Source organism: Paenibacillus sp. FW126-R14 (genome assembly GCF_058789495.1).
Window position 1 is genome coordinate 23,534 of record NZ_JBYTBS010000048.1, and the last position, 24,868, is coordinate 48,401.

Consider the following 24,868-nt stretch of genomic DNA (forward strand, 5'->3'; position numbering starts at 1 on the left):
AAAAAAAGTACAAATTCTAAAAAAAGTACAAATTATATAAAAATATGAGGCATAAAAACGGTTTCAACTTCAAAGAATAACACTAATTGAGGAAAAGTAATTCCTAACAGACCGTTTTCGAGGAGTGTTATGATTACTTTGTAAGCATTTTCATAACTCTATCAAACAGGGGGAACAACATGAAAAAGAAACTTTCAGCCGTCCTGCTGTCGAGTATTTTGCTGTTATCGGCATGCTCGAGCAACTCCGGCAACACAACGAATACCGCGAAACCTTCGGATCAAGCCTCGACCGGCACCAAGGAAGTTACAGTCTGGGCATGGGACAAAAACTTTAATATCGCAGCGATGAAATTAGCGCAAGAAGCTTACGCGAAAGATCATCCTGACGTGAAAATCAACATCGTGGAATACGCCCAGGACGACATCATCCAAAAGCTGAACACCGGACTTAATTCAGGCACGACCTCGGGCTTGCCTAACGTTGTATTGATCGAAGACTATCGTGCTCAAAGCTTCTTGAAAGCGTATCCCGATTCTTTCCAAGACTTGTCGTCTTCCATTAAAGCGTCTGATTTTGCCGATTACAAAATCGGATCGACCAGTCTAAACGGTAAACAGTACGGTCTTCCGTTCGATTCCGGCGTAACTGGCTTGTATGTCCGCACCGACTACTTGCAGCAAGCGGGCTATAAAGTCGACGATATGAAGAATATCGATTGGGACAAGTTTATTGAGATCGGTAAAGCGGTCAAAGCAAAAACAGGCAAAGATATGCTGACGCAGGATCCGAACGATCTTGGTTTAATTCGTATGATGATTCAGTCGGCAGGCTCCTGGTATCTGAAAAGCGACGGCTCTACGCCGGACTTGAAAGACAATGCAGCGCTGAAAGATGCTTTCCAAACCTACAAAACTTTAATGTCCGCCAATATCGTGAAGATTACTTCCGACTGGAACTCTTTCCTTGCGGGCTTTAACAGCGGCGCTGTCGCAACCGTGCCGACAGGCAACTGGATCACGCCTTCCGTTAAGGCGCAAGCCGATCAATCCGGCAAATGGGCTGTCGTTCCGTTCCCTAAATTGAAAAACACAGCCAGCTCGGTCAACGCTTCAAACCTCGGCGGAAGCTCCTGGTATGTGCTGAATACGCCTGGTAAAGAGGCTGCTGCGGATTTCCTCGCAAAAACGCTTGGCTCTAATGTTGATTTGTATCAAAAAATGCTGACCAATATCGGAGTTATCGGTACTTATAAGCCTGCAGCCACGGGCGACGCTTATACGAAAGCGGACGATTTCTTCGGCGGTCAGAAGATCTCCTCTGATTTTGCAACCTGGACGACGCAAATTCCAAAGGTCAACTACGGCATGCATACGTATGAGATCGAAGATATTCTCAAAGTCGGAGCGCAGAGCTATTTGAAAGGTACGGATTTGGACAAAGTGTTGAGTGACGCGCAGTCTCAAGCTCAGTCGCAAATCAAGTAATCCCGTTGCATTTCCGATCAACGCTGACCTTCGTTTTGCCGAATTGCGCATGGCGGAGGTCAGCTTTTCTATTTTTCTGAAGGAAAGGTTTGGTAGCCTTGAACTATACAATGAAAAACCGAGCAAAGTTGACGGGATGGCTGTTTATTGCGCTTGCCGTAATCTTGATCTGTATCTTTTACTTCTATCCGATGATTCAAGCTTTGCTGCTCTCCTTTAAGACCGGAGCCGGAGCAAACCTGCATTTCAATGGCGTCGACAACTACAAACGGCTGTTTAGCGACAAGACGTTCTTCACGGCGGTCAAGAATACCTTTGTCTTTTTGATCATTCAAGTGCCTATTATGATTTTGCTGGCGATGATCATCTCCGTATTGCTTAACGACAGCAATCTGCGGTTCAAGGGATTTTTCCGCACGGCTATCTTTTTGCCATGCATCACCTCGCTTGTCGCTTATTCCGTCGTGTTTAAATATTTGTTCGGCAATGACGGTCTGATCAATCTGGCGCTGCTGAAGATGCATATTCTCACGCAACCGATTCAATGGATTTCCGATCCGTTCTGGGCGAAGGTAACCATTATTATTGCGATTACTTGGCGCTGGACCGGCTATAATATGATTTTCTATTTGTCGGCGCTGCAAAACATCGACAGCTCGATCTATGAAGCCGCCCGCCTCGACGGCGCTTCCTCGGTCCGGCAGTTTTTCAGCATTACGGTGCCATTACTCAAGCCGATCATTTTGTTTACCTCGATTACCTCGACAATCGGAACGCTGCAGCTGTTTGATGAAATTGTTAACATTACAAAAGGCGGACCCGGCAATGCAACCCTTTCGATTTCGCAATATATCTATAATCTGTCGTTCAAATACTCTCCTGACTTTGGTTATGCGGCCACCGTCTCCTATTCGATTGTGGTCATGATCATCGTGTTGTCCGTCCTTCAAATTAAACTGGCAGGTGAGAATAAATAATGTGGAAAAGGATCTTCATCTATGTGTTTTTGAGCGCTGCGGCGGTCGTCTCGATATTCCCGTTTATTTGGATGATCATCTCCTCGACGAATCTTTCCGTGGATGTCACCCAGGGGAGAATGCTTCCGGGCAGCCATTTTGTGGAAAACTTCAACAAGCTGGTGAGCTCGATCAACCTGTTTCAAGCTTTCGGCAATTCACTCAAAATCTCGATATCGACGACCGTGCTGGCGCTGCTGATTGCCTCACTGGCCGGTTACGGCTTTGAAATTTACCGCAGCAAGGCAAAAGACGCTGTGTTCAACATTTTGCTGCTGTCGATGATGATTCCATTCGCGGCTATGATGGTGCCGCTTTATCAAATGTTTTCCAAACTGTCGCGAACGGTTCCCGTGATTGGCGTGAATACGATCGTGGCGGTCGTACTCCCGACCTTTACGACGGCGTTCCTCATTTTCTTTTTCCGTCAAAGCACGAAAATGTTCCCGAAGGAGCTGCTGGAGGCCGGACGCATGGATGGCTTGACCGAGCTCGGCCTGTTTTTCCGCATCTACGTGCCGACCATGAAGACAACTTTCGCCGCTGGGGCGATTATTACATTTATGTCCAGCTGGAACAACTACTTGTGGCCGCTGATTGTGCTGCAGACCCCGGATAAAAGAACGATTCCGCTCTTAGTCTCGAACTTGGGTTCCAGTTATTCGCCGGATTTCGGTGTGATCATGACGGCTATCGTCATTTCCACGCTGCCGACTGCACTGGTGTTCTTCCTCATGCAAAAACAATTTGTTGCGGGCATGGTCGGATCTGTGAAATAGAACAAATGCAAAATACGATTGTTTAGGAGACGAATGGAATGGGTCATACGAAACCAAGCCTGGATTGGCTTCAAGATGTCAGCATATTTAGAGTGAACAGGCTGGACGCTCACTCAGACCACCGTTATTATAGCTCGATGGCGTCAGCTGCGGCCGGATTGCCGATGGACATGCGCCACAGCTTGAACGGGAGCTGGCAGTTCAGCTATGCGGTTAATCCGGCTAGCCGGATTGCCGCTTTTTACGAAACGGATTACAGTTGCGCCGCTTGGGAGCATATTCAGGTTCCGGGCCATATTCAGCTTCAAGGCTGGGGCCAGGCGCAGTACGTGAACACGATGTATCCGTGGGACGGGCTGGAAGATCTTCGTCCTCCGCACATTTCCCAGGAGCATAATCCGGTGGGCAGCTATGTGAAGCATTTTGATGTGCCTGCCCATATGCAGGGCAAGCCCGTTTATATTTCTTTTCAAGGCGTCGAATCGGCTTTCTACGTTTGGCTGAACGGCGAATTTGTCGGCTACAGCGAGGACAGCTTCACGCCTTCCGAATTCGATTTGACACCTTATATCCGCGAAGGGTCGAACAAGCTGGCTGTCGAGGTTTATCAGCGCAGCACCGGGAGCTGGCTGGAGGATCAAGATTTTTGGCGCTTCTCCGGCATTTTCCGCGATGTGTATTTATTTACGGTTCCGAAGCACCATGTTTGGGATTTGCGCGTCAAAGCCGAACTGGATGACAACTATGAAAACGGCACATTGAAGGTGGATCTGGCGCTCCGCGCAAATCCGTCTGCTCCCGTTCATGCGCGGTTGGAATTGAAAGACGCTGCGGGCAAGACGTGCCTTACGGCAAAGAGCGAGTTCCAAAGCGGCCAGCTGGAAGTGATGGCCGAAGCGGGTCGCGTGCATCTGTGGAGCGCCGAGAGCCCGTATTTGTATTCGCTATGCATTTCGATTATGGATGAGCACGGGGAAGAGGTCGAAGCGATCGTGCAAAAGGTCGGCTTCCGCCGTTTTGAAATGAAGAACAAGCTGATGTGCCTTAACGGCAAACGGATCATGTTTAAAGGCGTCAACCGCCACGAGTTCAACTGCCGCAGCGGTCGGGCGATCACGAGAGAGGACATGCTGTGGGATATCCAGACGCTGAAGCGCAGCAACATCAACGCCGTCCGCACCTCGCACTATCCGAACCAAACGTTGTGGTACGAGCTGTGCGACGAATACGGCGTCTACGTCATCGATGAGATGAATTTGGAAACGCACGGATCTTGGCAAAAAATGGGCGCCGTCGAGCCTTCCTGGAACATCCCGGGTAACGAACCGCAGTGGCAGGACATCGTGCTCGACCGTGCGCGTTCGATGGTGGAACGGGATAAGAACCATCCTTCCATCTTGATCTGGTCGTGCGGCAACGAGTCTTATGCGGGAGAGGTCATTCTAAACGTGTCGAATTATTTCCGCGAAACCGACCCGAGCCGGCTTGTCCATTACGAGGGCGTCTTCCATAACCGCGCATATGATGCGACCAGCGACATGGAGAGCAGAATGTACGCGAAGCCGGCGGATATTGAAGCCTATCTCCAAAGTCAGCCGGATAAACCGTACATCAGTTGCGAATACATGCATGCCATGGGCAATTCTGTCGGCGGCCTGCATAAATATACGGAACTGGAAGGCAAGTATGAGATGTATCAAGGCGGCTTTATATGGGACTATATCGACCAAGCGTTGGTGAAAAAAGACCGTTACGGCCGTGAATATTTAGCTTACGGCGGCGATTTCGAGGATCGCCCGTCCGATTATAGCTTTTGCGGCAATGGCCTTGTATATGCGGATCGGCAAATCACGCCGAAAATGCAGGAAGTTAAATTCCTGTATCAGAATTATAAGCTGGAGCCGACCCGCACGCATATTGAAATCATCAATGAAAGCTTGTTCACGGGGACGGATCATCTTGTACTGGAATACAGCCTGTATCGTGATGGCAAGCAGATAGGGATATGGCAAACAAATGTCGACGTCGAAGCGCAAAACCAAATTAGCGTTGGGATTGAACTGCCCCCTATGGAAGAGGGAACCGGTGAGTATTGTCTGCAAGCTTCGTTGAAGCTTAAAGAGGCGCACCTTTGGGCCGAGGCCGGGTTTGAGGTCGCTTTTGGGCAAAAGGTTATCGCAATTCAGACTTCGTCCGAGCGCATTCTGCCGTCCGGAGCGCTTAAAGTGGTCGAAGGCGATGTAAATATCGGCGTCACGGGCAAGGATTTTTCCGTTCTGTTTTCCAAGCAGGTCGGATCGCTGGTATCGATCAGATACAGCGGTCGCGAAATGATCGCCGTGCCACCGGCGCCGTTATTTTGGAGGGCTACCACCGATAATGATAAAGGGACGTCGCTCAGCTACACGGCAGGCGCTTGGTACGCTGCGAGTTTAGCGAGAAAATGCGTCAAAGTCGAGCTGCAGCAAACACCAGAAACGGCAACCGTCTCGTTTGAGTACACGTTCAGCGTTCATGCTGAACTACGTGTAAGAACGGCCTATACGGTGTATGCCGATGGAACCGTTCGTGTACGCAACAGCTACAAAGGAGTAGAGGGGCTTCCGAATCTGCCTATCGTTGCTCTATCGTTCAAGATGGCGTCGGATTATAACCAATCCGAATGGTATGCGATGGGGCCGGATGAAAACTATATCGACCGCGCTTGCGGGGCGCGCTTAGCTGTTTTCAGCAGCCCGGTCGATCAATTGCCTTCGCGTTATCTCGTTCCGCAGGAATCGGGCAACCGCACTGGCGTCCGAAGCGTGAAAATAACCGATGCGAACGGACTGGGGCTTATGATTAAAGCGGATCCGCTTGCTCCGGTAGAGTGCAATATATCTCCTTATTCCGCTTTTGAGCTGGAGCAGGCCAATCATCATTGGGAGCTGCCGGAGGTGCATTATACGGTCGTAACCGTGGCGGGCAGACAAATGGGCGTAGGCGGAGACGACAGCTGGGGCGCACCTGTACACGATGAATATTTGATACCGTCATACCAGGATTTGGAGTTTGAATTTTATATTTGCGGGATTACTGGGGGAGAAACACCATGAATATCTATTACAACGCAAATAAGCAGCTATTCCATTTGCAGTCTAAGGATATGAGTTACATCATTCAACTGGTGAACGGATATCCGTCTCATGCCTACTGGGGGAAGAAACTGGATCAGGACGGGAACTTGGACGATTTTCTGACGCTGCAGGAGCGATGCTCGTTCAGCCCTAACCCGGTGCCGGACGACCGGAGAATCTCGCTCGATACATTGCCGCAGGAATATCCGCAGTATGGCACCAGCGATTATCGCCATCCGGCTTATCAGGTACAGCTGCAAGACGGGAGCCGAATTACAGAGCTGTTATATAGTACGCACCGGATCGTAAAGGGCAAGCCCGCACTGGACGGGCTGCCGGCTGTCTATGCCGAGTCGGAACAAGAAGCGATGACACTGGAGCTGGAGCTGACCGACTCGTATTCCGGCTTGCTGGTTATACTCAGCTACACGGTTTTTGAAGCGTTCAGCGCCATTACGCGATCCGTACGTTTGGTCAATAAAGGGCAGCAAGCGCTGAATCTGCGCAGCGCCCTGAGCGCAAGCGTCGACTTTGCCGATGCCGACTACGACTGTTTGGTTTTAACAGGCGCTTGGGTAAGGGAAAGGCACATGCAAAGAAGTCATCTCAATAGGGGAGTGACTATGAAAATTGAGAGCCGACGCGGTTCCAGCAGCCATCAGGCGAACCCGTTCATCGCTTTGCTCCGGCCGGATGCAGGCGAAGAGCAGGGGGACGTGTTCGGTTTCAGTCTCGTATACAGCGGGAATTTCGCTGCCGAGGCCGAAGTGGATCAGTTCGATGCGGTGCGGGTATCGATCGGTATCAATCCGTTTGATTTCGCTTGGCTGCTGGAGCCGGAAGAGTCGTTCCAAACGCCGGAAGCCGTGCTTGTCTATTCGTCCGAAGGCTTGGGAGGCATGTCGAGAACGTACCATAAGCTGTACCGTACAAGGCTGTGCCGAGGGGTTCATCGCGATAAGGAACGGCCGATTCTGGTGAATAACTGGGAAGCGACCTACTTTGATTTCAACGCTGACAAAATTGAGGCGATTGCTGGCGAAGCCGCTGAGCTCGGGATTGAATTGTTCGTGCTCGATGACGGCTGGTTCGGCAAACGCGATAACGATACGACTTCGCTTGGAGACTGGAAGGTCGACCGAAATAAGCTGCCGAACGGTCTGGAAGACTTGGCTGCGCGTGTCAATAAGCTTGGGCTTCAGTTCGGTCTATGGTTTGAGCCGGAAATGGTATCGCCGGAGAGCGAGCTGTATCGCCTTCACCCGGACTGGTGCCTGCACGTGCCGGAGAGGCGCAGAACGGAAGGGCGGTGCCAGCTCATTCTCGACTACTCCAGACAAGATGTCAGGGCGTATATTTTTGACGCGCTCAGCGACATTTTCCGAACCGTCCCTGTCAGCTATGTCAAATGGGATATGAACCGTAATATGACGGAGATCGGTTCTGCTGCGCTGCCGGCGGAACGCCAATCCGAAGTCGCGCACCGGTATATGTTGGGACTTTATGAGCTGCTGGAGAAGCTGAGCGGATCTTTCCCGCACATCTTGTTCGAGAGCTGTTCCGGCGGCGGCGGCCGGTTTGATCCAGGAATGCTCTACTATATGCCGCAGACGTGGACAAGCGACGATACGGACGCCGTGGAAAGGCTCAAAATCCAATACGGAACGAGCATCGTCTACCCGGTCAGCGCGATGGGGTCGCACGTTTCTGCGGTACCGAACCATCAGGTAGGACGCATCACGCCGCTCAAGACCAGGGGCGATGTGGCAATGTCCGGGAACTTCGGATATGAGCTGGACCTGACAAAGCTGTCCGAGGAAGAGAAAGCGGTCATCAAGCAGCAAGTGAGCGATTATAAAGAGCTTCGCGGACTTGTACAGAGCGGCGATTTGTATCGGTTAAAAAGTCCGTTTACGGGAAATGAAACGGCTTGGATGTTCGTTTCGGAAGATAAGAAGAAAGCGGTCGTGTTTTATTTCCGGGTGCTGGCGGAGCCTAACGCTCCGCTGCGGAGGCTGCAGCTTCGCGGTTTGAATGCGGGCTTCGATTATCGCATCAGCCAGCTCGGTACCTCCTACCGCGGAGACAGGCTTATGCACTTCGGGCTGAATCTGCCGCAGATTGACGGCGATTATGCTAGCAGCTGGTTTATGCTGGAGGCCGAGTAACGATGTGTTTAGTCTCAGTAAACCGATTAAAAGCCTTATCGTTATTCTTGGCGAGTTGCATATTGTGGTTAGTTAAATACTGAAAAGTAAACCCGCATTCCATTGTTATGGAGCGGGTTTTTTGTATTCTATAGTCGAATGAGCATAATATTACGTTTTTTTTACAAAAGGTTAATCGTACGATAACAGAATATGGATATGATCAAATGAAACATTATGTACATTTCGCAAAAGGGGGAATGATTTTCGTGTTACAGCGTTCAAAAATGAAACGAATCACATCAGTCGTACTTGTGTCATTTGCATGCAGTTCGATCCTGAGCGTGTTTGGATCTCCGCAAGCAACGGCTGCGGCTGACGGACAAGCTTTCACCAAGACAGCCGATCATATTGTAATCAGTAAGTTTAATCCTGCAGGCAACCGTCCGAGTTTCAGCTCCGGCACTACGGTTAAAAACAAAAATTTGTACAAATATGATTTCGTTGAATTGTACAATCCTACGGGACAACCCGTTGACCTGACAGGGTGGAAAATTCAGTATACGCCCAAAGTTTCAGGCACTTGGCAATCTTCCGTCACTACCAATATTTACGGAACGATTCAGCCTCACGGTTATTTCTTAATTCAAGAGGATTTCGACAAAAATCCGAGTGGAATCCAAGATTTGACTTCGCCACTGTATGGAGCTGAATTGCCGGCACCGGACGTCGTGGCAACGGCGGAGACCGGTATTTTCAAAATGGATAAAGATACCGGGAAAATTGAGCTCATCGGCAATAATAACTCTTCTAAAGATGTTGTTGTGTACGGGGATTCCACGCCGACCTCCGCTCCGGCAATGAAAGTGTACAACTATTTTGTTCGCAAGGCGGTTAATCCAGCGGATCCAACAGGCGCTGCTCTTTCGGCAAGCAGCGCGGATGGTACTCCGAATGCGAATGAAAACAACTACGGAAATGGATATTCCACCGGGAATAACCTCACTGATTTTGATATTGGGGGTGGCACCTCGATTTTAACCCAATATCAAACCAATCCTGCCAATGTACACAACTCTCTAAGCAGCCGCCACCCGCTGAAAATCTATGCCAAGGCGGACCCGCTTTATTCCAGCGTAGCGATGTCCACGAATACAACTGTAGATGCATTGAAAAATAAAACAGCTTTGCAGTTCCCTTTTTTAACAGAATTGAAAAATGGTTTTGACGAAAGCAGTGTAATTGTGTCCAATTTGCCGCCAGGACTTGCCTATTCGGTTGTTCCAGATAGAGCGAACCACAGACTTGAAATTGGGATCACCGGCACAGCGAACAATCCCATAACGTCCAATCAATCCTTCACGGTACAGATCAAAGCAGCGGGTGTCACTTCGGGTGAACAGACGGATTCCGACCCTGTAAGCTTTACGATCGCAGCGGCGCTACCCAAAGTCAATGCTTCTCTGATATCAAGCGACGTGCAGATGACGACAGGAACCGCCATCGATCCTAAGCATGCTTCATTTCGTTTGTCGGTACCGAATGTTAACGGCGTTTCGCTTAAGGATTCACTGGATTCTTCTTCTTACACGCTAGTTCCAGCGCTGCCGCAAGGGCTTTCCTTGTCGGCAACTGTGAATGACTCAAAGGATCAAATTACGTTTAGCATTTCCGGGACTTCATCCGTTCCGGTTACACAGGATACATCGTATGCGATCACCCTTAGCAATGCGGTCATGTCCAGTTCTACTGTCAATGGCCAGATCATTCAGGATGCTAATTCGGTCGGGATCACCATCCGAAAGATGGACTCGAAAGCAGACTTGGCTAGAAAAAATGAATTGATTACGGCTATTAAAGCAAGCAATGCCTTTTTCTCCGACCCGGCCATGAAGGCCGCCAAATACGCTACACAGGCGAACACCAGCTTCGACTTTTTCCGGGGGAATCCGGCCGTCTTCTTCGGTGACCTGAATACGAGTCTTTTGCCGGTGCCGGACGCTTGGAAACAGATGGATTTGAAAACGATCGTACAGGGCGATGCCCACTTGCAAAATGTAGGTACGTTCGAGAACGCGAACGGACAGGTGAAGTTCGATCTGAACGATTATGACAGCTCGACGACCGCTCCGTTCTACTGGGATTTGCTGCGCATGCTGCCAAGTCTCTTCTTGGAAAGGGACAACGGTACCGCAGCCGAGAAAAGTATGACGGACGCGGATATGGCAGACATCGTCAATATTTTCCTTGACGAGTATCGCGGAACGCTAGTTTCGTTAAGCGGCAACGCCAATCTGCTTACGAAAGAATTGACGACAGACAACGTGGACGGTTTCACGAAAACGCTGTTGGATAAGATGGCAGCCGTGACCCGTGTTAGTCAATTGAACAGTGCAGTTCCTGTCGATCCCCAGACTCAGACAAGGAAATTTATTGCGGGGTCCAAATACAGCTTGTTGACTCCCGAACAGCACTACCAATTTGAATCCAGCTGGAATACTTACTTAGCCTCCATCGACAGCTTCGCAAAGAGTAAGAATCCCGGGTATTTTAAAATTAAGGACGTCGTATATCGAGTGAACCAGGGGAATGCCAGCCGGGGCTCTATGCGTTTCAACGTTCTGATTGAAGGAAACAGCACAGGGCAGGATGACGACATCTTACTTGATGTTAAGGAAGAATTTTTGCCGAACCTGCTTGCTAATCCGGAAGCGAACCGGAGTGAGTACGATTCCGTTTATGGAACGGATCACGGCAGACGTACAGCGGACAATTACAAGAGTTTGATGATGAATACTGAGTCTTATGCAGGTTCGATGGCGATGGGAGGCCGAAGCTTTCTTGTGCGCTCCATTGCCGTTAGCAAAGGAGATTATACGGATATCAAAACCGCCTTCGCTTCCAAAGCGGACTTGGCCAACTACATGAAGTATGCTTCGCAGGCTTATGCGCTTGCTCATGCCAGAAGCACATCGGCTTTTGCAGGCAAGTTTGTAAACACCATGGATGACAGCACTTGGCATTCGTTCAAGCAAAAGATTCTCGAGCTTTCAGCAACCTATTACATCCAGAGTAAATCGGATTACGCACTTATGCAGTCCATTATGGGCGACGGGTCCCTTCTTGATGTGTCCCATTTGTCGGGGATTGAGGTAACCGGCAGCAATGGAGCGGTCTCGCTTTCTCCAGCCTTTGTTAACCTAACGCCTTACGATGGATATTCGAATGCCTTCCCAATCCGTAGCTACAAGGCTAACGTTTCGTGGGATACGGACTCCGTATCCGTTAGAGCGACAGCGGCGGACAGCAAAGCCAAGGTATCTCTAAACGGAACGACGGTGGCAGGTGTAGGCGAGCAAAGCTTCAAGCTCCAAGCCGGGGATAATCCGATCTATGTCAGCGTAAAGGCTCAAGACGGTTCGATCATGAATTATACGTTAACGGTAACACGGGCGGCCCCGCCGTCCAGCAACGCCGATTTAAAGTCCTTACTACTGGCCGGCGGTGAAATAAGCCCATCCTTTACGAAGGATACGACCGCATACACGGTAAAAGTTCCGAGCAGCGTGGTCAATACAAGGGTGACGGTTAGTGTGTACGATGATGTCTATTCTACTGTGATGACGAACGTTTACAATGGGGCAGGCACGCTGGTGCTCGGTCCGGTTTCCTTACAAAATAATGAACCTTCCGCGGACCTTCCGCTGAGCGAAGGCAGCAACTCTATTAAAGTCGTTGTTACCGCGCAGGATGGAACCGTCAAGACTTATACGGTCAATGTGATCAGAACCACAGCCGTAACAGTCGGCTCTGACGAAGTAATTCCAATAACCGATGTCCCGGTTCAAATATCGGTTCCGCAGGAGGCAACTAACGCCAAGCTGTCGGTGATCACGAATACAGCCGGGGCGAACAAGGAAGCGACGGTACCGCAGATACAAGTGCTGTCGTCAACTTCTCTGGGCAATGTAGGGATGACGATTCCGGAAGGAACGAAAATGACAGGAACCTCATCTTGGGACGGTACGATTCTACTGCCGACGATAAAGAGCAACAGCAGCGTATCGATACCGAATGCTTCCGTGAGCAGCGTTATCGAAGTCGGCGCGCCGGATGTCATGTTAATCTTTGACAAGGCGGTGCGTCTGCTGCTGCCCGGTCAAGGAGGCAAATCGGCTGGTTACTTGCGCGGCGGCGTATTTACGCCGATAACGGGCACAATCTCGGAGGACAGCCAGACGGCGGCCGACCTTGAAATTGCTGCAGGCGGAGAAGCGGCGATAACGGTTGGAAGCGATCTGGTCATTTGGACCAAGCATTTTACCATGTTTGTCAGCTACACCGCGATTTCTCCGTCCACTGGCAATGGTGGTAGTAGCTCAGCCGGTCCTTCCAATTCCGGCACCATTTCAGCGACGAACGGCGGGACGCTTACGTTGAACGGAGCATCCATCGACGTGCCTGCCGGCGCTATGACAGGTACCATCCAGGTTACGGTAGACAAAGTAAGCGGCACTACGGGCATCCCGGTAGATGCCGGCTTACAGCTGATTAGCGAAGTCTATGCGATTACAAAAGACAAAGACGGTGAATTCAGTAAACCTGTCGTCATCACGCTGCCATTCGACAAGACCAAAGTAGATTTGAAATCGTCCGACGCAGCCGTGTATTACCTAAATGAACAAACCCACGCTTGGGTAAAACTAACCGATCCGAAGGTGGATATGGAAATTGGGAAGGCTTCAGGAGCAGTAACCCATTTTTCGAAATTTGCAGTTCTGGCCTCGAACAAAATAAAAACTGCGCCGCAGCCTTCGGTTAATGACCCGGGATTCTCGGATCTCAAGGGCCATTGGGCTGAAGCAGGCGTGCTTGAGTTGGTTAAGCAGGGGATCATAAACGGCTATTCGGATGGCACCTTCAAGCCAAATGCAAACATCACGCGAGCCGAATTCGTGACGATCGTCGTGAAAGCTTTCCATCTTAATGAGAAGAACGGCAAAAGCTTCGCCGATACGGATAAGCATTGGGCGAAGACGGCAATCGGTACGGCTGCGGCGCTGGATATTGTGTCCGGGTATAACGACAGTACGTTCGGGCCGGATGATGTGATTACCCGTGAACAAATGGCATCGATCATCGTTCGTGCAGCTCGAATCACACCGGCAGACAAGAACACGCGGTTCACTGACAACGCGGAAATATCGGATTGGGCGCGTGCTTCACTTGCAGCAGCAACCGAAAAGGGACTTCTCAATGGTTACCAGGACGGCACTGTGAAACCAAAAGATAAGACGACCCGCGCCGAGGCGGCCGTTGTAATCCTCAGGGTGCTGCAACAAAAATAAAGATCTCAAGCATCGGCTACCCAACTTTTTATTTGAGGAACGGCTAACGTCCAATCAAGAACTGAGTCATGCGCATATTTTATAGCGTAATGAAAATTCACTTGAGAGGAATGACTAACATGAGCGGTGCAAGTTGTGCAGGTTATGGTGTGAACAACGCAGCAGCTGTTTTGGTTCTCTTTATTCTTTTGGTTATTATCTTAATGACTTTTGCATGGTAATTCTTTAAACTAACATCTCAAACAAACAAAAACGGTCTTATCGCGAAATAGATGCGAATACAGACCGTTTTTTTCATTTTTTAAATCTATGTAAGTTATCGTTTTTTTTAATGTTAAGTATCATTTAGATTCATTTTACATGATAGATCTTGGGGGCTACAATTAATCTTAATAGGGTACCACTAAGCCAAGAAATTTCGTATGCTTCTAAAACATGAACAAAACAGGGGGCTTTTAAATGCTGGAGACTGAACTAACCCGTATCCTCAAAATTCGATACCCGATCTTCCAAGCGCCAATGGCAGGTGGCCCTACAACTCCCGACTTAGTAGCAGCAGTTTCAAACGCCGGGGGGCTAGGCAACCTGGGTGCCGGATACTTAACACCGGAAGAACTTCGCAGCACGATTCAAAAGGTCAAACAACTGACCGATCAGCCATTTGGGGTCAATCTGTTTGTACCTGAACAACCCATAGAATCGGAAGAAACCATCGACGAAATGTCAGCCTACCTCAATACATATCGCATCGAGCTTGGAATTGCCACAAATCCATTACTCCCGAAATTTTCGGAGTCTTTTGAGGAGCAGGTACAAGTATTGCTGGAAGAGAAAGTACCGGTATTTAGTTTTACATTTGGCATACCGCCGCATGAAGTCATCCAAGCTATGAAGGAGCGTGGAACAGTCGTAATTGGCACTGCAACAACCGTTGAAGAAGCTAAATCTTTGGAAACCGCTGGCGTAGACGCAGTTGTGGCCCAGGGAAGCGAAGCAGGAGGACACCGCGGCACATTTATGAAAAGCATATCCGATGCTCAGATCGGCACCATGGCTCTTGCGCCACAGATTGTCGATCATGTATCGATTCCGGTTATTGCATCTGGGGGGATCATGGATGGGCGGGGGCTTATAGCAAGCCTCACATTAGGAGCCTCTGCCGTACAGATGGGCACTGCGTTTCTCGCATGCCCCGAGAGTGGCGCCCATGCAGCGTACAAGCAGAAAATCCTTTCAGCAAATGAGGACACCACAGAAGTTACACAGGCATACTCGGGGAAAGCCGCACGGGGCATTCAAACAGCATTTATGAATGAGATGCGTCAGTATCCTGGGGCAATTCCTGCCTACCCAATTCAAAATGCAATGACGCGAGACATTCGCCAGGCAGCTGCAAAATCGAATAATCCCGAGTATATGTCACTCTGGGCGGGGCAGGGGCTTAGGCTGGCCAAAGATCACGCTGCTGCTGCAATTGTCAAAGAAACCATCGATCAAGCCTATGCTCTTGTCAATTTAATTAAAAAGAGTTAAGTGAACTAAATCGCAATGATCATAAGAAGCCTAATTTAGCGCTCTGCTGCAATTAGGCTTCTTTTTTTATGCTCTTCGAATGCAAATTGATTTGTAATCATAATAGTAATTTTAACTATTTAATTGACGTGAAGGACAGAAATGGTTATAGTATGAATTGTAAATCGTAAAATTTACGATTATAAGCAATGACTCGAATGGCCATTGTGTCAAAGCTGATCCTGCTTACAGATCCGCCATGGCTTGAGTTGGTTACAAAGGAGGTGAATTCGTTGCGAGTTGTCATTACATTAGCCTGTACAGAAACCGGAGATCGGAATTACACAACGACGAAAAACAAGAAAAACAACCCTGAGCGCCTGGAGCTCAAGAAATATTGCCCTCGTCTCAAACGGGTGACTCTTCACCGCGAAACCAGATAAAACGGAGCCCCTTGGAAGGAGCTTTATTGTATGAAGACGCATGCAGCCGATCCAGACAATCACGAGGCGAACTTGATTTCACAGTTGAAGAAATTTGCCAAGCATCGCTTGCGTTTGACAGGACAGCGTAAAGCGATGATTGAACTGGTTATGCATTCAAATAAGCCATTAACGGCCGTGGATATGTATCACAGCCTGGAACAACGCTTCCCTGGTCTCAGTTACGCAACGGTGTATCAAAATATTAAGCTTTTTATCGAGCTGCGGATTTTAGAATCCTTCATTCTTGGAGATGAAGTTAGATTCCGTATATGTGCGGACCAAGAGCATCCCAAGTATCATCTGATCTGTATGGATTGTGAGAGGACGTTTTCCTTGGATATGAAAATGGAACGCATGCGTCTTCCGCTTAAAAGCAAGAGCTTTCAGCCGATCAGTTATAAATTTGATGTGTATGGTTATTGTACAGATTGTCGTGAGTTTCACCCTAAATAAATGAAAGGGAGGTGAATACAATGGAAACATTGGATTGTGTGATCGTGGGCGGCGGTCCGGCAGGCATCGGTGTGGGCATCGTGCTGAAAGACTTGGGTGTTGCGAATTTTCGTATTCTGGAAAGACGGCAGATTGGCGCTTCTTTTCTTGCCTGGCCCAAGGAAATGCAGATGATTACGCCATCCTTTCCGAGCAACGCTTACGGTTTGTTGGATTTGAATGCGATCGCGCTTCAAACGTCTCCGGCCTATTCCTTAGAAACAGAGCATCCATCAGGCGAAGAATATGCGGAATATTTGCAAAGAGTCGCAGAATTTAAAGAGCTGCCTCTGCAGGAGGGGATCGATGTCAAGCACATAAAACCGGTCAAGGATGGCTTTGAAATGGAGACCACTCATGGCAAGCTGATGAGCCGCCATGTGATTTGGGCGGCAGGTGAGTTTCAATATCCCCGGCTGGATGGGTTCCCGGGAGCTGAGTTCGGCCTGCATAGCAGCTTGATAGCGAATTGGGAGCAGCTGGAAGGTGACGAGTTTGTCGTGATTGGCGGCTATGAAAGCGGCGCGGATGCTGCTATTCATTTGGCCCGTCTCGGGAAAAAAGTAACGATTATCGATCGCAACAGCCGCTGGACAGCGAATGGCAGCAGCGACCCCAGCGTCGAACTTTCCCCTTTTACGAAGGATCGCCTTAGGGATATTGAAGATGGGCTGATTGAGCTAGTGGCGCCTTATGATGTGCACTGGGTTGAACGTTCGGATCGTGGAGGGTACCTCATTTATTGTGAAGACGACTTCGGGAACGATAAATACATACATACGCCGAACAGACCGATTCTTGCCACCGGATTTCGAGGCAGCCTTCAAGTGATCGATGATTTATTTGAAAAAGGCGAGCAGGACGAAGTCATCCTCTCTGATCGCGATGAGTCGACGAAATATCCGGGGCTGTTCGTTGTCGGTCCCAGCGTTTCCCACGGCAGCCTATTGTTTTGCTTCATTTATAAGTTCCGTCAACGGTTTGCGGTTGTAGCTGAAACGATCGCCAGGAGACTGAGTCTGGACGTTTCCGCATTAGACGCGTATCGGAAGCAGGGAATGCTGCTGGAGGATCTGGCATGCTGCGGGGAGGATTGCGAGTGTTAGCGGATGCTGTATCCCGGCGCAAAGCAGTTGTCCTCGCCGGACTTGAATCATCCGGGAAATCGGCGCTGTTTCGCGGCATGACGGGCCATGACACAGGCGAAGAAGCGAACTTCCGGGGATCGACGGTCACGGTGCGCAAAGCCGGGTTAACCGGCGATACCGAACTGATTGACATTCCCGGCATCAAGAGCAGGGATGACAGTTACACGGCACGACTGGCCTTCCGGGAAATGACGGATGCGGATATGATCGTCCTTGTCGTTCGGGCCACGCACGCCGCTATGGAGCTGCCCGCTTTATTGGAGGCGATGGATGTGGCCCGCAAACGTCTCATGCTTGTCTTGACATTTGCTGATAAAGCAATCGCTGGTTTATCGGAGCTTGCCCACTATTACCGTGACGCATTGGGGATTCCCGTCCATACGATAGATGCGCGCAACATCGGGGAAGCTGACAAACAGGCGCTGCTGCAAACCCTTGATGCCGCCAAGCCGATTCGTTCCAAAGCGATGGCTGCGATTGCTCCTGAGGTGCAAATGCTTCATCCCCAATCAACCTGGTTCGAGCATAGACGATGGGGGCGGCCGCTGGCGCTTCTTAGCATGTTGGCGCTTTTTGCTTTGCCCGTGCTCTTGGCCTATGAGCTGTCAGCAAGGTTGCAATCGCTGGTTGATCTTGTCTTGCTGGAACCGATTAAAGCGCTGGTGAAGCAGCAACCAGAGATTGTTCAAGTCCTGCTTGCAGGCGATTATGGCCTGGTTACGCTCGGGGTCTACTCCTTTTTATGGGCTTTTCCCGTCGTGCTGCTGCTCGGCATCAGTGTCGCCGTTACCGAGGAGAGCGGGCTTAAGGACCGGATCGCCGATTCCCTGGACGGCTGGCTGCGATATATCGGCCTCAGTGGGAGAGACCTCATTCCGGTGTTGTCCGGATTTGGCTGCAATGTCGTCGCCGTGTTCCAAAGCCGTGCCTGCAGCGCTTGCACACGCAAATCCTGCGTGACGCTCATCTCTTACGGCTCGGCCTGCAGCTATCAGATCGGAGCGTCCTTGTCCATTTTCGGCTCCGCCGGACACCCGTGGCTGTTTGCCCCTTACTTGTTTCTATTATTCATCGTTGGTGCGTGGCATACGCGAATATGGAGCCGGGCGCAAGATCCGCTGCACTCGTCTGTCACGGCGTCGAAGACGTATCTTCAGAAGCCATCAGCAAGGGCTGTCGGTTGGCGTGTTCGTGCCGTTATTAAACAATTCCTGCTGCAAGCGATGCCGATTTTTATTGGGATTTGTCTGGCAGCGGCCATGCTTCAATATACCGGTGCCTTGCAGTGGCTATCACGCGGACTCGGACCTGTCCTGCATCTCTTCCACCTGCCTGCCGAGGCGGCGGGGGCAATTATTTTTTCCATTTTACGCAAAGACGGCTTGCTGATTCTGAATCAAGACGGGGGCGTATTTCTGCATACGCTGCAACCGGGCATTGTCTTTGTCCTTGTGTACGCAGCCTCAACGTTGACGGCGTGCCTTGTTACATTATGGACCCTGCGCAAAGAGATGGGGTGGTCATTTGCTGGATCCCTGGCTGCCAAACAAGTCATCACATCGATGGTTACTTCGTTTTTATTAGCCGCAGTCATTCATTCTTTCTTATAAACGTCAGGGAGGTTCATCCTATGCTGCAATCAGTACCCATTCATATTTTTTCCGGATTTCTTGGCAGCGGCAAAACGACCTTGTTAAAGAAGACATTGGATTATTACACGGAATCCGGCAAGAAACCGGTTGTCATCATGAACGAAATTGGTGAAATCAACCTGGATGGCATGATCATTGGAGATGAGGTGCCGATGACAGAAATGCTGAGCGGCTGCATCTGCTGTACCATTCGCGGTGATCTTAGTACGGCGATAAAAAGCTTATATACGGAACATCAGCCCCATGCGATTTTCATTGAGGCTACCGGGATCGCGAACCCGATGGAAATTATTGAAGGGGTTACGGATGCTTCTCTGATCATATCCGTGGAGCTAAAGTCGATCGTTACCGTCGTAGACGCACCGCATCTGTTCGAGTTGAGCCGGAAGCCGCACAGCAAAACGCTCACTTTAATGAAGGAACAAATTCGCTGCGCCTCCCTTGTCATTTTGAATAAAGCGGATAAGGTATCGGCGGAGGAGCTGGGCGAGCTGGATCAGCTGATCCGGGAGTGGAACCCGTTAGCTGTCATTGAAGTCACGGTTTACTGCCATATGGACATGGAAATACTGGAATCGCTGAATGGAAAGGCTGTTCAAGATACCTATAAGCCTGGGAGCAAGGCGGCATGCAGCGAACATGGCCAGACTTGTGATCATCGCCAATCCGACTCAGGGGGCAAGACGCACCATCATCACCATACGCATGATCACGTTATGGCTTATACGCATTATTTTGACCAGCCGGTTGATCTGGATAAGTTCGAAGAAGTCATTCGCAGCCTTCCACAGCAAGTGTATCGCGCCAAAGGCATTGTGCAAACCACAGACGGAGAATCCACGAGACATCATTTGTTTCAGTACGCTTATCGGGAGCTCGAATTCATGAATCTCAGCATCAAGCCCAAAGTCGCGGTTCAAAACGTAGCGGTCTTCATCGGGGAGAATTTTTCCAAAGGCGACGTGATCCAAGCTTTACAGGAAATGTGACCAGTGAACAACTTCGGTGCAGAGGAGGATCGATGTGGGGAAACAGATCGTGGATTTCATTAAGTGCAGTCCTACCCAAAACATGACCATTTTAGTCAAGTCGAACCACATGAGGGATGAATACAAACACATTGCTTCCAAACTCATGTCTTATGATCATGTGTACGCGGAACAAGTCGGATTTATGGAAGCGCCGGTAAACAGCAAAGCGGCAGCTCATTTGCAAATGGCAGGGGGCGAGTTTTGCGGAAATGCGTCCATGGCTTTGGCGGCGTTCATTGCCTCTGAACGGAACATGGAGCCAAACCATTCGACTGACATCGTTTTAGAAGTCTCAGGTACAGATGAACTGCTAACTTGTTCGGTGAAAAGAAAATCAACTGGGTTTTACTGCAGCGTTGCGATGCCGATTCCCCAACAAATCGAAGAACGAATCATTTCGTACGAGGGCAGCGATTTGACCGTCATTATCGTGAGATACCCCGATTTTATTCATATGGTCATTGAAGTGGATGAATTTCATGCCTCGATTAGGAACAAAGCGGAGTCTCTGGCTAAATTACTTGGCTTAACGTTGGGAGGCAACTTAATCGGTATTTTACTGTATAAGGCAAGCACCCATGAAATGGCACCGCTCATCTATGTTCCTCATCTGGACAGCATGGTCTGGGAACGGGGATGCGGTTCAGGCACGGCTTCTGTAGGCGCTTATTTGGCTTGGAGGCACAAAGAAAAGATCGCTGCGGAAATCAAGCAGCCAGGCGGCATGATACAAGTTCATGCTAATTATAATGAAGAAGAAGCGGCAAGCCTTTGGATTGAAGGTCTTGTCGGCATTGTCGCACAAGGCAAAGCTTATATTGATATTTACGATAGTACGGTTTAGGGGGAAAACGAATGCAGGCACGAATGCAGGCAGCAGAAACGTTTCAAGCATCGTTGGTTGGATTTTCAGAACGATTCGATGATCTTGTGTCACTTTACGATCATACCCCCATACATTGTACAGCCTTAGAGCAGTTGATCAATACATATTCCGCCTTTATAACAAATCCTGCGAATCAAGAAGCTTGGGAACGTTTGGAAGGGGAGAACCTCGAGGAGTTCTCTGGGTTAGTAGAAGGTTTGAGAAGGACGTCGGCCATTGCCGTTGCCATGATGGAGAAATATCGCGCAGTCCGGCTGCAGCAGGGAGATTCGGAGATTACTGACTATTTTAGAAATATTGAATCGTGCATTGAACAAGAGTTTGGGAGTTCCAAGGTAACCTCCGATTCCAAAGTGCTGATGGTCGGTTCTGGTTCTTTTCCGATGACACCGCTGCTGATTGCAAGGCGAACAGGGGCCGAAGTCGTGGGGATCGATATTGATGATGAGGCCATTGCCCTTGGATCCTGTGTTGTGAAGCAGTTGGGCAGCCAGTTCAACATTCGATTGGAACAAAAATTCGTGGAAGAACTGGTCTTCACTCGCGAAGCAAGCCATATCATTTTCAGCTCAACGGTACCTAATAAATATGAGCTCTTGGATCAATTGCATGCGCTGACGAGTGAACATGTCGTGGTGGCGATGCGTTACGGGAATGGGTTGAAGTCACTGTTTAATTACCCTATGCAAGAGGTTAATGAACACAAATGGCAGCTGGTTGGCACGATCTTGCGCCAGGATCAAGTGTTTGATGTTGCGTTGTACCGCAAGGCTTAACCCGCTTGCAAGATGATAAGGAGGTTTCTATGAGCGATTTCAAGCGCGTTCTGCTGTTGGGCACAGGGCCCACGACGATTCAGCTTGCCGTCCTTTTAAAAAAGCAGCTTTCATGCCGGTTGGGCATTGCAGGAAGAGAATCCGCACGTTCCGAACTATTTTTCGCGGCGCTTGAACAAAGCAATCACGAGGTTCAGGTCCGTATTCAAAATGAAAAGCATCGCGCGATGGCCGGCGAGTGCCGCATCGATCACGTTTTCAAAGGATACGGCTCGATTGACGGTGAATGGGATACGCTGATTCTGGCTGTAACCACAGATGCGTATATCGACGTCTTAAAGCAGGTGAGCGACGAAGTGTTGAAGCGCGCAAGATGCATCGTTCTCGTTTCCCCCACCCTTGGATCCAACAGCCTCGTTCGCAATTATATGCATCAATTCCATACAGAAGTTGAACTTATCAGTTTCTCTACCTATCTTGGCGATACCCGGTGGATACCGGAGAAGTCACATCATCACGTATTGACAACCGCGGTCAAGAAAAAAATTTATGCAGGCTCCACCCGGATTCATTCTGCCAATCTTGAGGTGCTGAAGCTACTTTTTGAACAATCAGGCATTGCGCTGGAAGTAATGGCTGCACCGATGGAGGCGGAAACAAGAAATATCTCTTTATATGTGCATCCGGCGCTGTTTATGAATGAATTCTCGTTGGATGCGATATTAAGCGATTCGGGTGTTCAGAAATATGTGTATAAAATTTATCCGGAAGGTCCTATTACGCAGCATTTAATTCGAGATATGCTGGCCGGTTGGAAAGAGATCATGAACCTGCTGGATGCCCTTCAGATCAAGCAGCTGAACTTGCTTCAGTTTATGACGGATGATAATTATCCGGTCAGATTAGAAAGTTTATCGCGTCGTGATATAGAAAATTTTAGTTATTCTGATAGTACCACCCAAGAATATTTATTGTACATTCGCTACACATCGCTGCTTATCGATCCGTTCTCCGAACCGGACGAGAAGGGCACATACTTCGATTTCTCTGCGGTTCCCTTTCGAAAAATGTTCGTCAACCGGGAAGGGGAGCTGGACATCCCGCGAATGCCGAAAGAAGACTACTATCGCACCAAGATTATACAAGGCATTCTTACCTATCTGAATTTGACATGTCCAACCATTGACAAGTTCCTGCGCACCTATGAACGTAAAATCGTCAAAGTAGCGGAAGCTAATGAGAACCGTAAGCTGTCGGTCGCGTTTACCGTCCAAAGTTTTGAAGAGGATTTACAGCGGATATGCCGTGAACTAGGAGAACCTGCAAGACAAATAGGGGAGGAAATACGGTGAAAACAAGAAATATGTTCATTGTTCAAACGATCATTTTGTGTGTGTTGGCACTCACAGGCTGCAGCAGCGGGAAGGAAGCTGCGCCGGTTCCGGCTGCTACGGCTGCGCACGAATCGGCCAGTCTAAAGCAAACAGAGCTAATCTATGCAACAGCTAAAGATATCAACGATATTAATCCTCATTTATATACCGGCTCTATGCCGGTTCAAGGGATGATTTTTGAATCCTTGGTTGAGAATACGAAGGACGGCATCAAGCCTCTTCTCGCGGAATCCTGGGACATTTCCAAGGACCATAAAGAATATACGTTTCACCTAAGAAAAAATGTCAAGTTTCACGATGGAGAGCCTTTTAATGCCGCAGCCGTGAAAAAAAACATAGACGCCATTCAGGCGAATGCCGCCAAACATGCCTGGATCAAGCTGTCGACGAAAATTGCAAACAGCGAAGCCCTGGACGAGTATACCTTTAAGCTGGTATTGTCGGAGCCTTATTCTCCGGCTTTGCTCGAATTATCCATGACGAGACCTTATGTGTTCCTTTCTCCCAAAGATTTTGTTAACGGGGGCACGAAGGAGGGGGTCAGTGGTTACCATGGCACAGGTCCATATGCGCTAACCGAACACAAAACGAATGAATATGCGACCTTTGAAGCTAATAAAAACTACTGGGGCGGCGAGCCTGCTATTCATAAAATTACGGCCAAGGTGCTTCCGTCCGGTGAAACGACACTCCTGGCACTGCAAAAAGGAGAAATCAATTTTGTATTCACGGACGACCGAGGCGCAGACAGCATCGATGTGGAAGCGATGAATCGATTAACCGCTTCCGGCAAGTATCAATTGGTAAGAAGCGAACCGATGAATACGAAAATGATTGTCGCCAACAGCAGCAGATCCAGCAGTCCAGTAAGCGAAACCGCAGTTCGTGAAGCCATCTGGTATGCAATTGACCGGGAAACGATTAGCAAAACGATTATGAATGGCACGGAGACTGCCGCCAATGCGCTTTTCTCCTCTAACGTCAATTATGCGGATGTCGAATTGAAACAACGGGGCTATGATCTCGAAGCAGCCAAAAAGATGCTGGAACAATCAGGCTGGACGTTGGAGAGCGGCACTGGCGCCAGAACGAAAAACGGTAAAAAATTGGCGTTGAACGTGTATTATGACAACAATTCCTCTACGCAAAAAACAGAGGCTGAATTTATCCAAAGCTCATTGAAAAATGTCGGTATCCAATTGGAGCTCATCGGTGAGGATTCCACGTCTATCGCGAAAAGAAGATCGACAGGCGACTATGATTTGCTGTTTAACCAGACATGGGGACTGGCTTATGACCCACAGAGCACGATAGCGGGATTTACCTCGGAGTCAGCCTATTTGTATACGACGAAAGGGATTGCCAAAGCGGATGAGCTGTACAAAAAAATTAACGAAGTGGCCGTATCAACGGATGAGAAAACGAGAAAATCGCTGTACGCCGATATTATGAAAATGGTGCATGACGAAGCCGTATTCATCCCGCTTACCAATGGTAAAATGACCATCGTAGCACCCAAAAATGTAAAAGGCATTTCATTTAAACAAACGCAATTCGAGCTGCCGTTTGAGCGAATGAAGTTTGAATAACAAAGGAGTG

The 24,868-nt window shown here is 49.2% G+C and carries 16 protein-coding genes; all 16 read left to right on the forward strand.

Going from position 1 to position 24,868, the window contains the following annotated elements:
* Nucleotides 1–179: 179 nt before the first annotated feature.
* The gene (locus AC3WRW_RS24740) at nucleotides 180–1,487 is read left to right on the forward strand and encodes an ABC transporter substrate-binding protein (RefSeq protein WP_492548907.1); all 1,308 of its coding nucleotides are present in this window, start codon (nucleotides 180–182) and stop codon (nucleotides 1,485–1,487) included.
* Between the two features lie 110 nt (nucleotides 1,488–1,597).
* Complete coding sequence (locus AC3WRW_RS24745; protein ID WP_492548908.1) at nucleotides 1,598–2,464, forward strand: carbohydrate ABC transporter permease; 867 nt, start codon at nucleotides 1,598–1,600, stop codon at nucleotides 2,462–2,464.
* A complete protein-coding gene (locus AC3WRW_RS24750; RefSeq protein WP_492548909.1) occupies nucleotides 2,464–3,282 on the forward strand; it encodes a carbohydrate ABC transporter permease in 819 nt (272 codons plus the stop codon). Before AC3WRW_RS24745 ends, AC3WRW_RS24750 begins: the two co-directional genes overlap by 1 nt.
* 38 nt (nucleotides 3,283–3,320) lie before the next feature.
* Nucleotides 3,321–6,377, forward strand: coding sequence for a beta-galactosidase, LacZ type (gene lacZ / locus AC3WRW_RS24755; RefSeq protein WP_492548910.1), 3,057 nt, complete (start codon nucleotides 3,321–3,323; stop codon nucleotides 6,375–6,377).
* On the forward strand, nucleotides 6,374–8,566 hold the full coding sequence (locus AC3WRW_RS24760; protein ID WP_492548911.1) for an alpha-galactosidase: 2,193 nt from the start codon (nucleotides 6,374–6,376) through the stop codon (nucleotides 8,564–8,566). The genes lacZ and AC3WRW_RS24760 overlap by 4 nt, the downstream gene beginning before the upstream one ends.
* Nucleotides 8,567–8,814: 248 nt before the next feature.
* The gene (locus tag AC3WRW_RS24765; protein WP_492548912.1) at nucleotides 8,815–13,893 is read left to right on the forward strand and encodes a DUF2252 family protein; all 5,079 of its coding nucleotides are present in this window, start codon (nucleotides 8,815–8,817) and stop codon (nucleotides 13,891–13,893) included.
* A gap of 459 nt (nucleotides 13,894–14,352) precedes the next feature.
* Complete coding sequence (locus AC3WRW_RS24770; protein ID WP_492548913.1) at nucleotides 14,353–15,426, forward strand: NAD(P)H-dependent flavin oxidoreductase; 1,074 nt, start codon at nucleotides 14,353–14,355, stop codon at nucleotides 15,424–15,426.
* Nucleotides 15,427–15,698: 272 nt separating this feature from the next.
* Nucleotides 15,699–15,848 carry a 50S ribosomal protein L33 gene (gene rpmG / locus AC3WRW_RS24775; protein WP_492548914.1) on the forward strand — a complete coding sequence of 50 codons (150 nt, stop codon included), beginning with the start codon at nucleotides 15,699–15,701 and terminating at the stop codon, nucleotides 15,846–15,848.
* A gap of 30 nt (nucleotides 15,849–15,878) precedes the next feature.
* Nucleotides 15,879–16,343, forward strand: a complete 465-nt coding sequence (locus AC3WRW_RS24780) for a Fur family transcriptional regulator (RefSeq protein WP_492548915.1) — start codon at nucleotides 15,879–15,881, stop codon at nucleotides 16,341–16,343.
* A gap of 20 nt (nucleotides 16,344–16,363) precedes the next feature.
* Complete coding sequence (locus tag AC3WRW_RS24785; protein WP_492548916.1) at nucleotides 16,364–17,488, forward strand: NAD(P)/FAD-dependent oxidoreductase; 1,125 nt, start codon at nucleotides 16,364–16,366, stop codon at nucleotides 17,486–17,488.
* Nucleotides 17,482–19,140, forward strand: a complete 1,659-nt coding sequence (locus tag AC3WRW_RS24790; protein WP_492548917.1) for a nucleoside recognition domain-containing protein — start codon at nucleotides 17,482–17,484, stop codon at nucleotides 19,138–19,140. Before AC3WRW_RS24785 ends, AC3WRW_RS24790 begins: the two co-directional genes overlap by 7 nt.
* Before the next feature lie 20 nt (nucleotides 19,141–19,160).
* Nucleotides 19,161–20,171: a CobW family GTP-binding protein gene (locus AC3WRW_RS24795; protein ID WP_492548918.1), complete on the forward strand. Its 1,011-nt coding sequence runs from the start codon at nucleotides 19,161–19,163 to the stop codon at nucleotides 20,169–20,171.
* 34 nt (nucleotides 20,172–20,205) lie between these two features.
* Nucleotides 20,206–21,057, forward strand: coding sequence for a histidine racemase CntK family protein (locus AC3WRW_RS24800; protein WP_492548919.1), 852 nt, complete (start codon nucleotides 20,206–20,208; stop codon nucleotides 21,055–21,057).
* Between the two features lie 23 nt (nucleotides 21,058–21,080).
* The gene (locus AC3WRW_RS24805; protein WP_492548928.1) at nucleotides 21,081–21,875 is read left to right on the forward strand and encodes an SAM-dependent methyltransferase; all 795 of its coding nucleotides are present in this window, start codon (nucleotides 21,081–21,083) and stop codon (nucleotides 21,873–21,875) included.
* A 29-nt stretch (nucleotides 21,876–21,904) separates the two neighbouring features.
* Nucleotides 21,905–23,227, forward strand: a complete 1,323-nt coding sequence (locus AC3WRW_RS24810; RefSeq protein ID WP_492548920.1) for an opine metallophore biosynthesis dehydrogenase — start codon at nucleotides 21,905–21,907, stop codon at nucleotides 23,225–23,227.
* Between the two features lie 11 nt (nucleotides 23,228–23,238).
* A complete protein-coding gene (gene cntA / locus AC3WRW_RS24815; RefSeq protein WP_492548929.1) occupies nucleotides 23,239–24,858 on the forward strand; it encodes a staphylopine-dependent metal ABC transporter substrate-binding lipoprotein in 1,620 nt (539 codons plus the stop codon).
* Nucleotides 24,859–24,868 lie beyond the last annotated feature (10 nt).

Coding starts and splice junctions, on each gene's coding strand:
- AC3WRW_RS24740 (WP_492548907.1), top strand. CDS start 180: ATGAAAAAGAAACTTTCAGCCGTCCTGCTGTCGAGTATTTTGCTGTTA.
- AC3WRW_RS24745 (WP_492548908.1), top strand. CDS start 1,598: ATGAAAAACCGAGCAAAGTTGACGGGATGGCTGTTTATTGCGCTTGCC.
- AC3WRW_RS24750 (WP_492548909.1), top strand. CDS start 2,464: ATGTGGAAAAGGATCTTCATCTATGTGTTTTTGAGCGCTGCGGCGGTC.
- lacZ (WP_492548910.1), top strand. CDS start 3,321: ATGGGTCATACGAAACCAAGCCTGGATTGGCTTCAAGATGTCAGCATA.
- AC3WRW_RS24760 (WP_492548911.1), top strand. CDS start 6,374: ATGAATATCTATTACAACGCAAATAAGCAGCTATTCCATTTGCAGTCT.
- AC3WRW_RS24770 (WP_492548913.1), top strand. CDS start 14,353: ATGCTGGAGACTGAACTAACCCGTATCCTCAAAATTCGATACCCGATC.
- AC3WRW_RS24780 (WP_492548915.1), top strand. CDS start 15,879: ATGAAGACGCATGCAGCCGATCCAGACAATCACGAGGCGAACTTGATT.
- AC3WRW_RS24785 (WP_492548916.1), top strand. CDS start 16,364: ATGGAAACATTGGATTGTGTGATCGTGGGCGGCGGTCCGGCAGGCATC.
- AC3WRW_RS24795 (WP_492548918.1), top strand. CDS start 19,161: ATGCTGCAATCAGTACCCATTCATATTTTTTCCGGATTTCTTGGCAGC.
- AC3WRW_RS24805 (WP_492548928.1), top strand. CDS start 21,081: ATGCAGGCAGCAGAAACGTTTCAAGCATCGTTGGTTGGATTTTCAGAA.
- AC3WRW_RS24810 (WP_492548920.1), top strand. CDS start 21,905: ATGAGCGATTTCAAGCGCGTTCTGCTGTTGGGCACAGGGCCCACGACG.
- cntA (WP_492548929.1), top strand. CDS start 23,239: ATGTTCATTGTTCAAACGATCATTTTGTGTGTGTTGGCACTCACAGGC.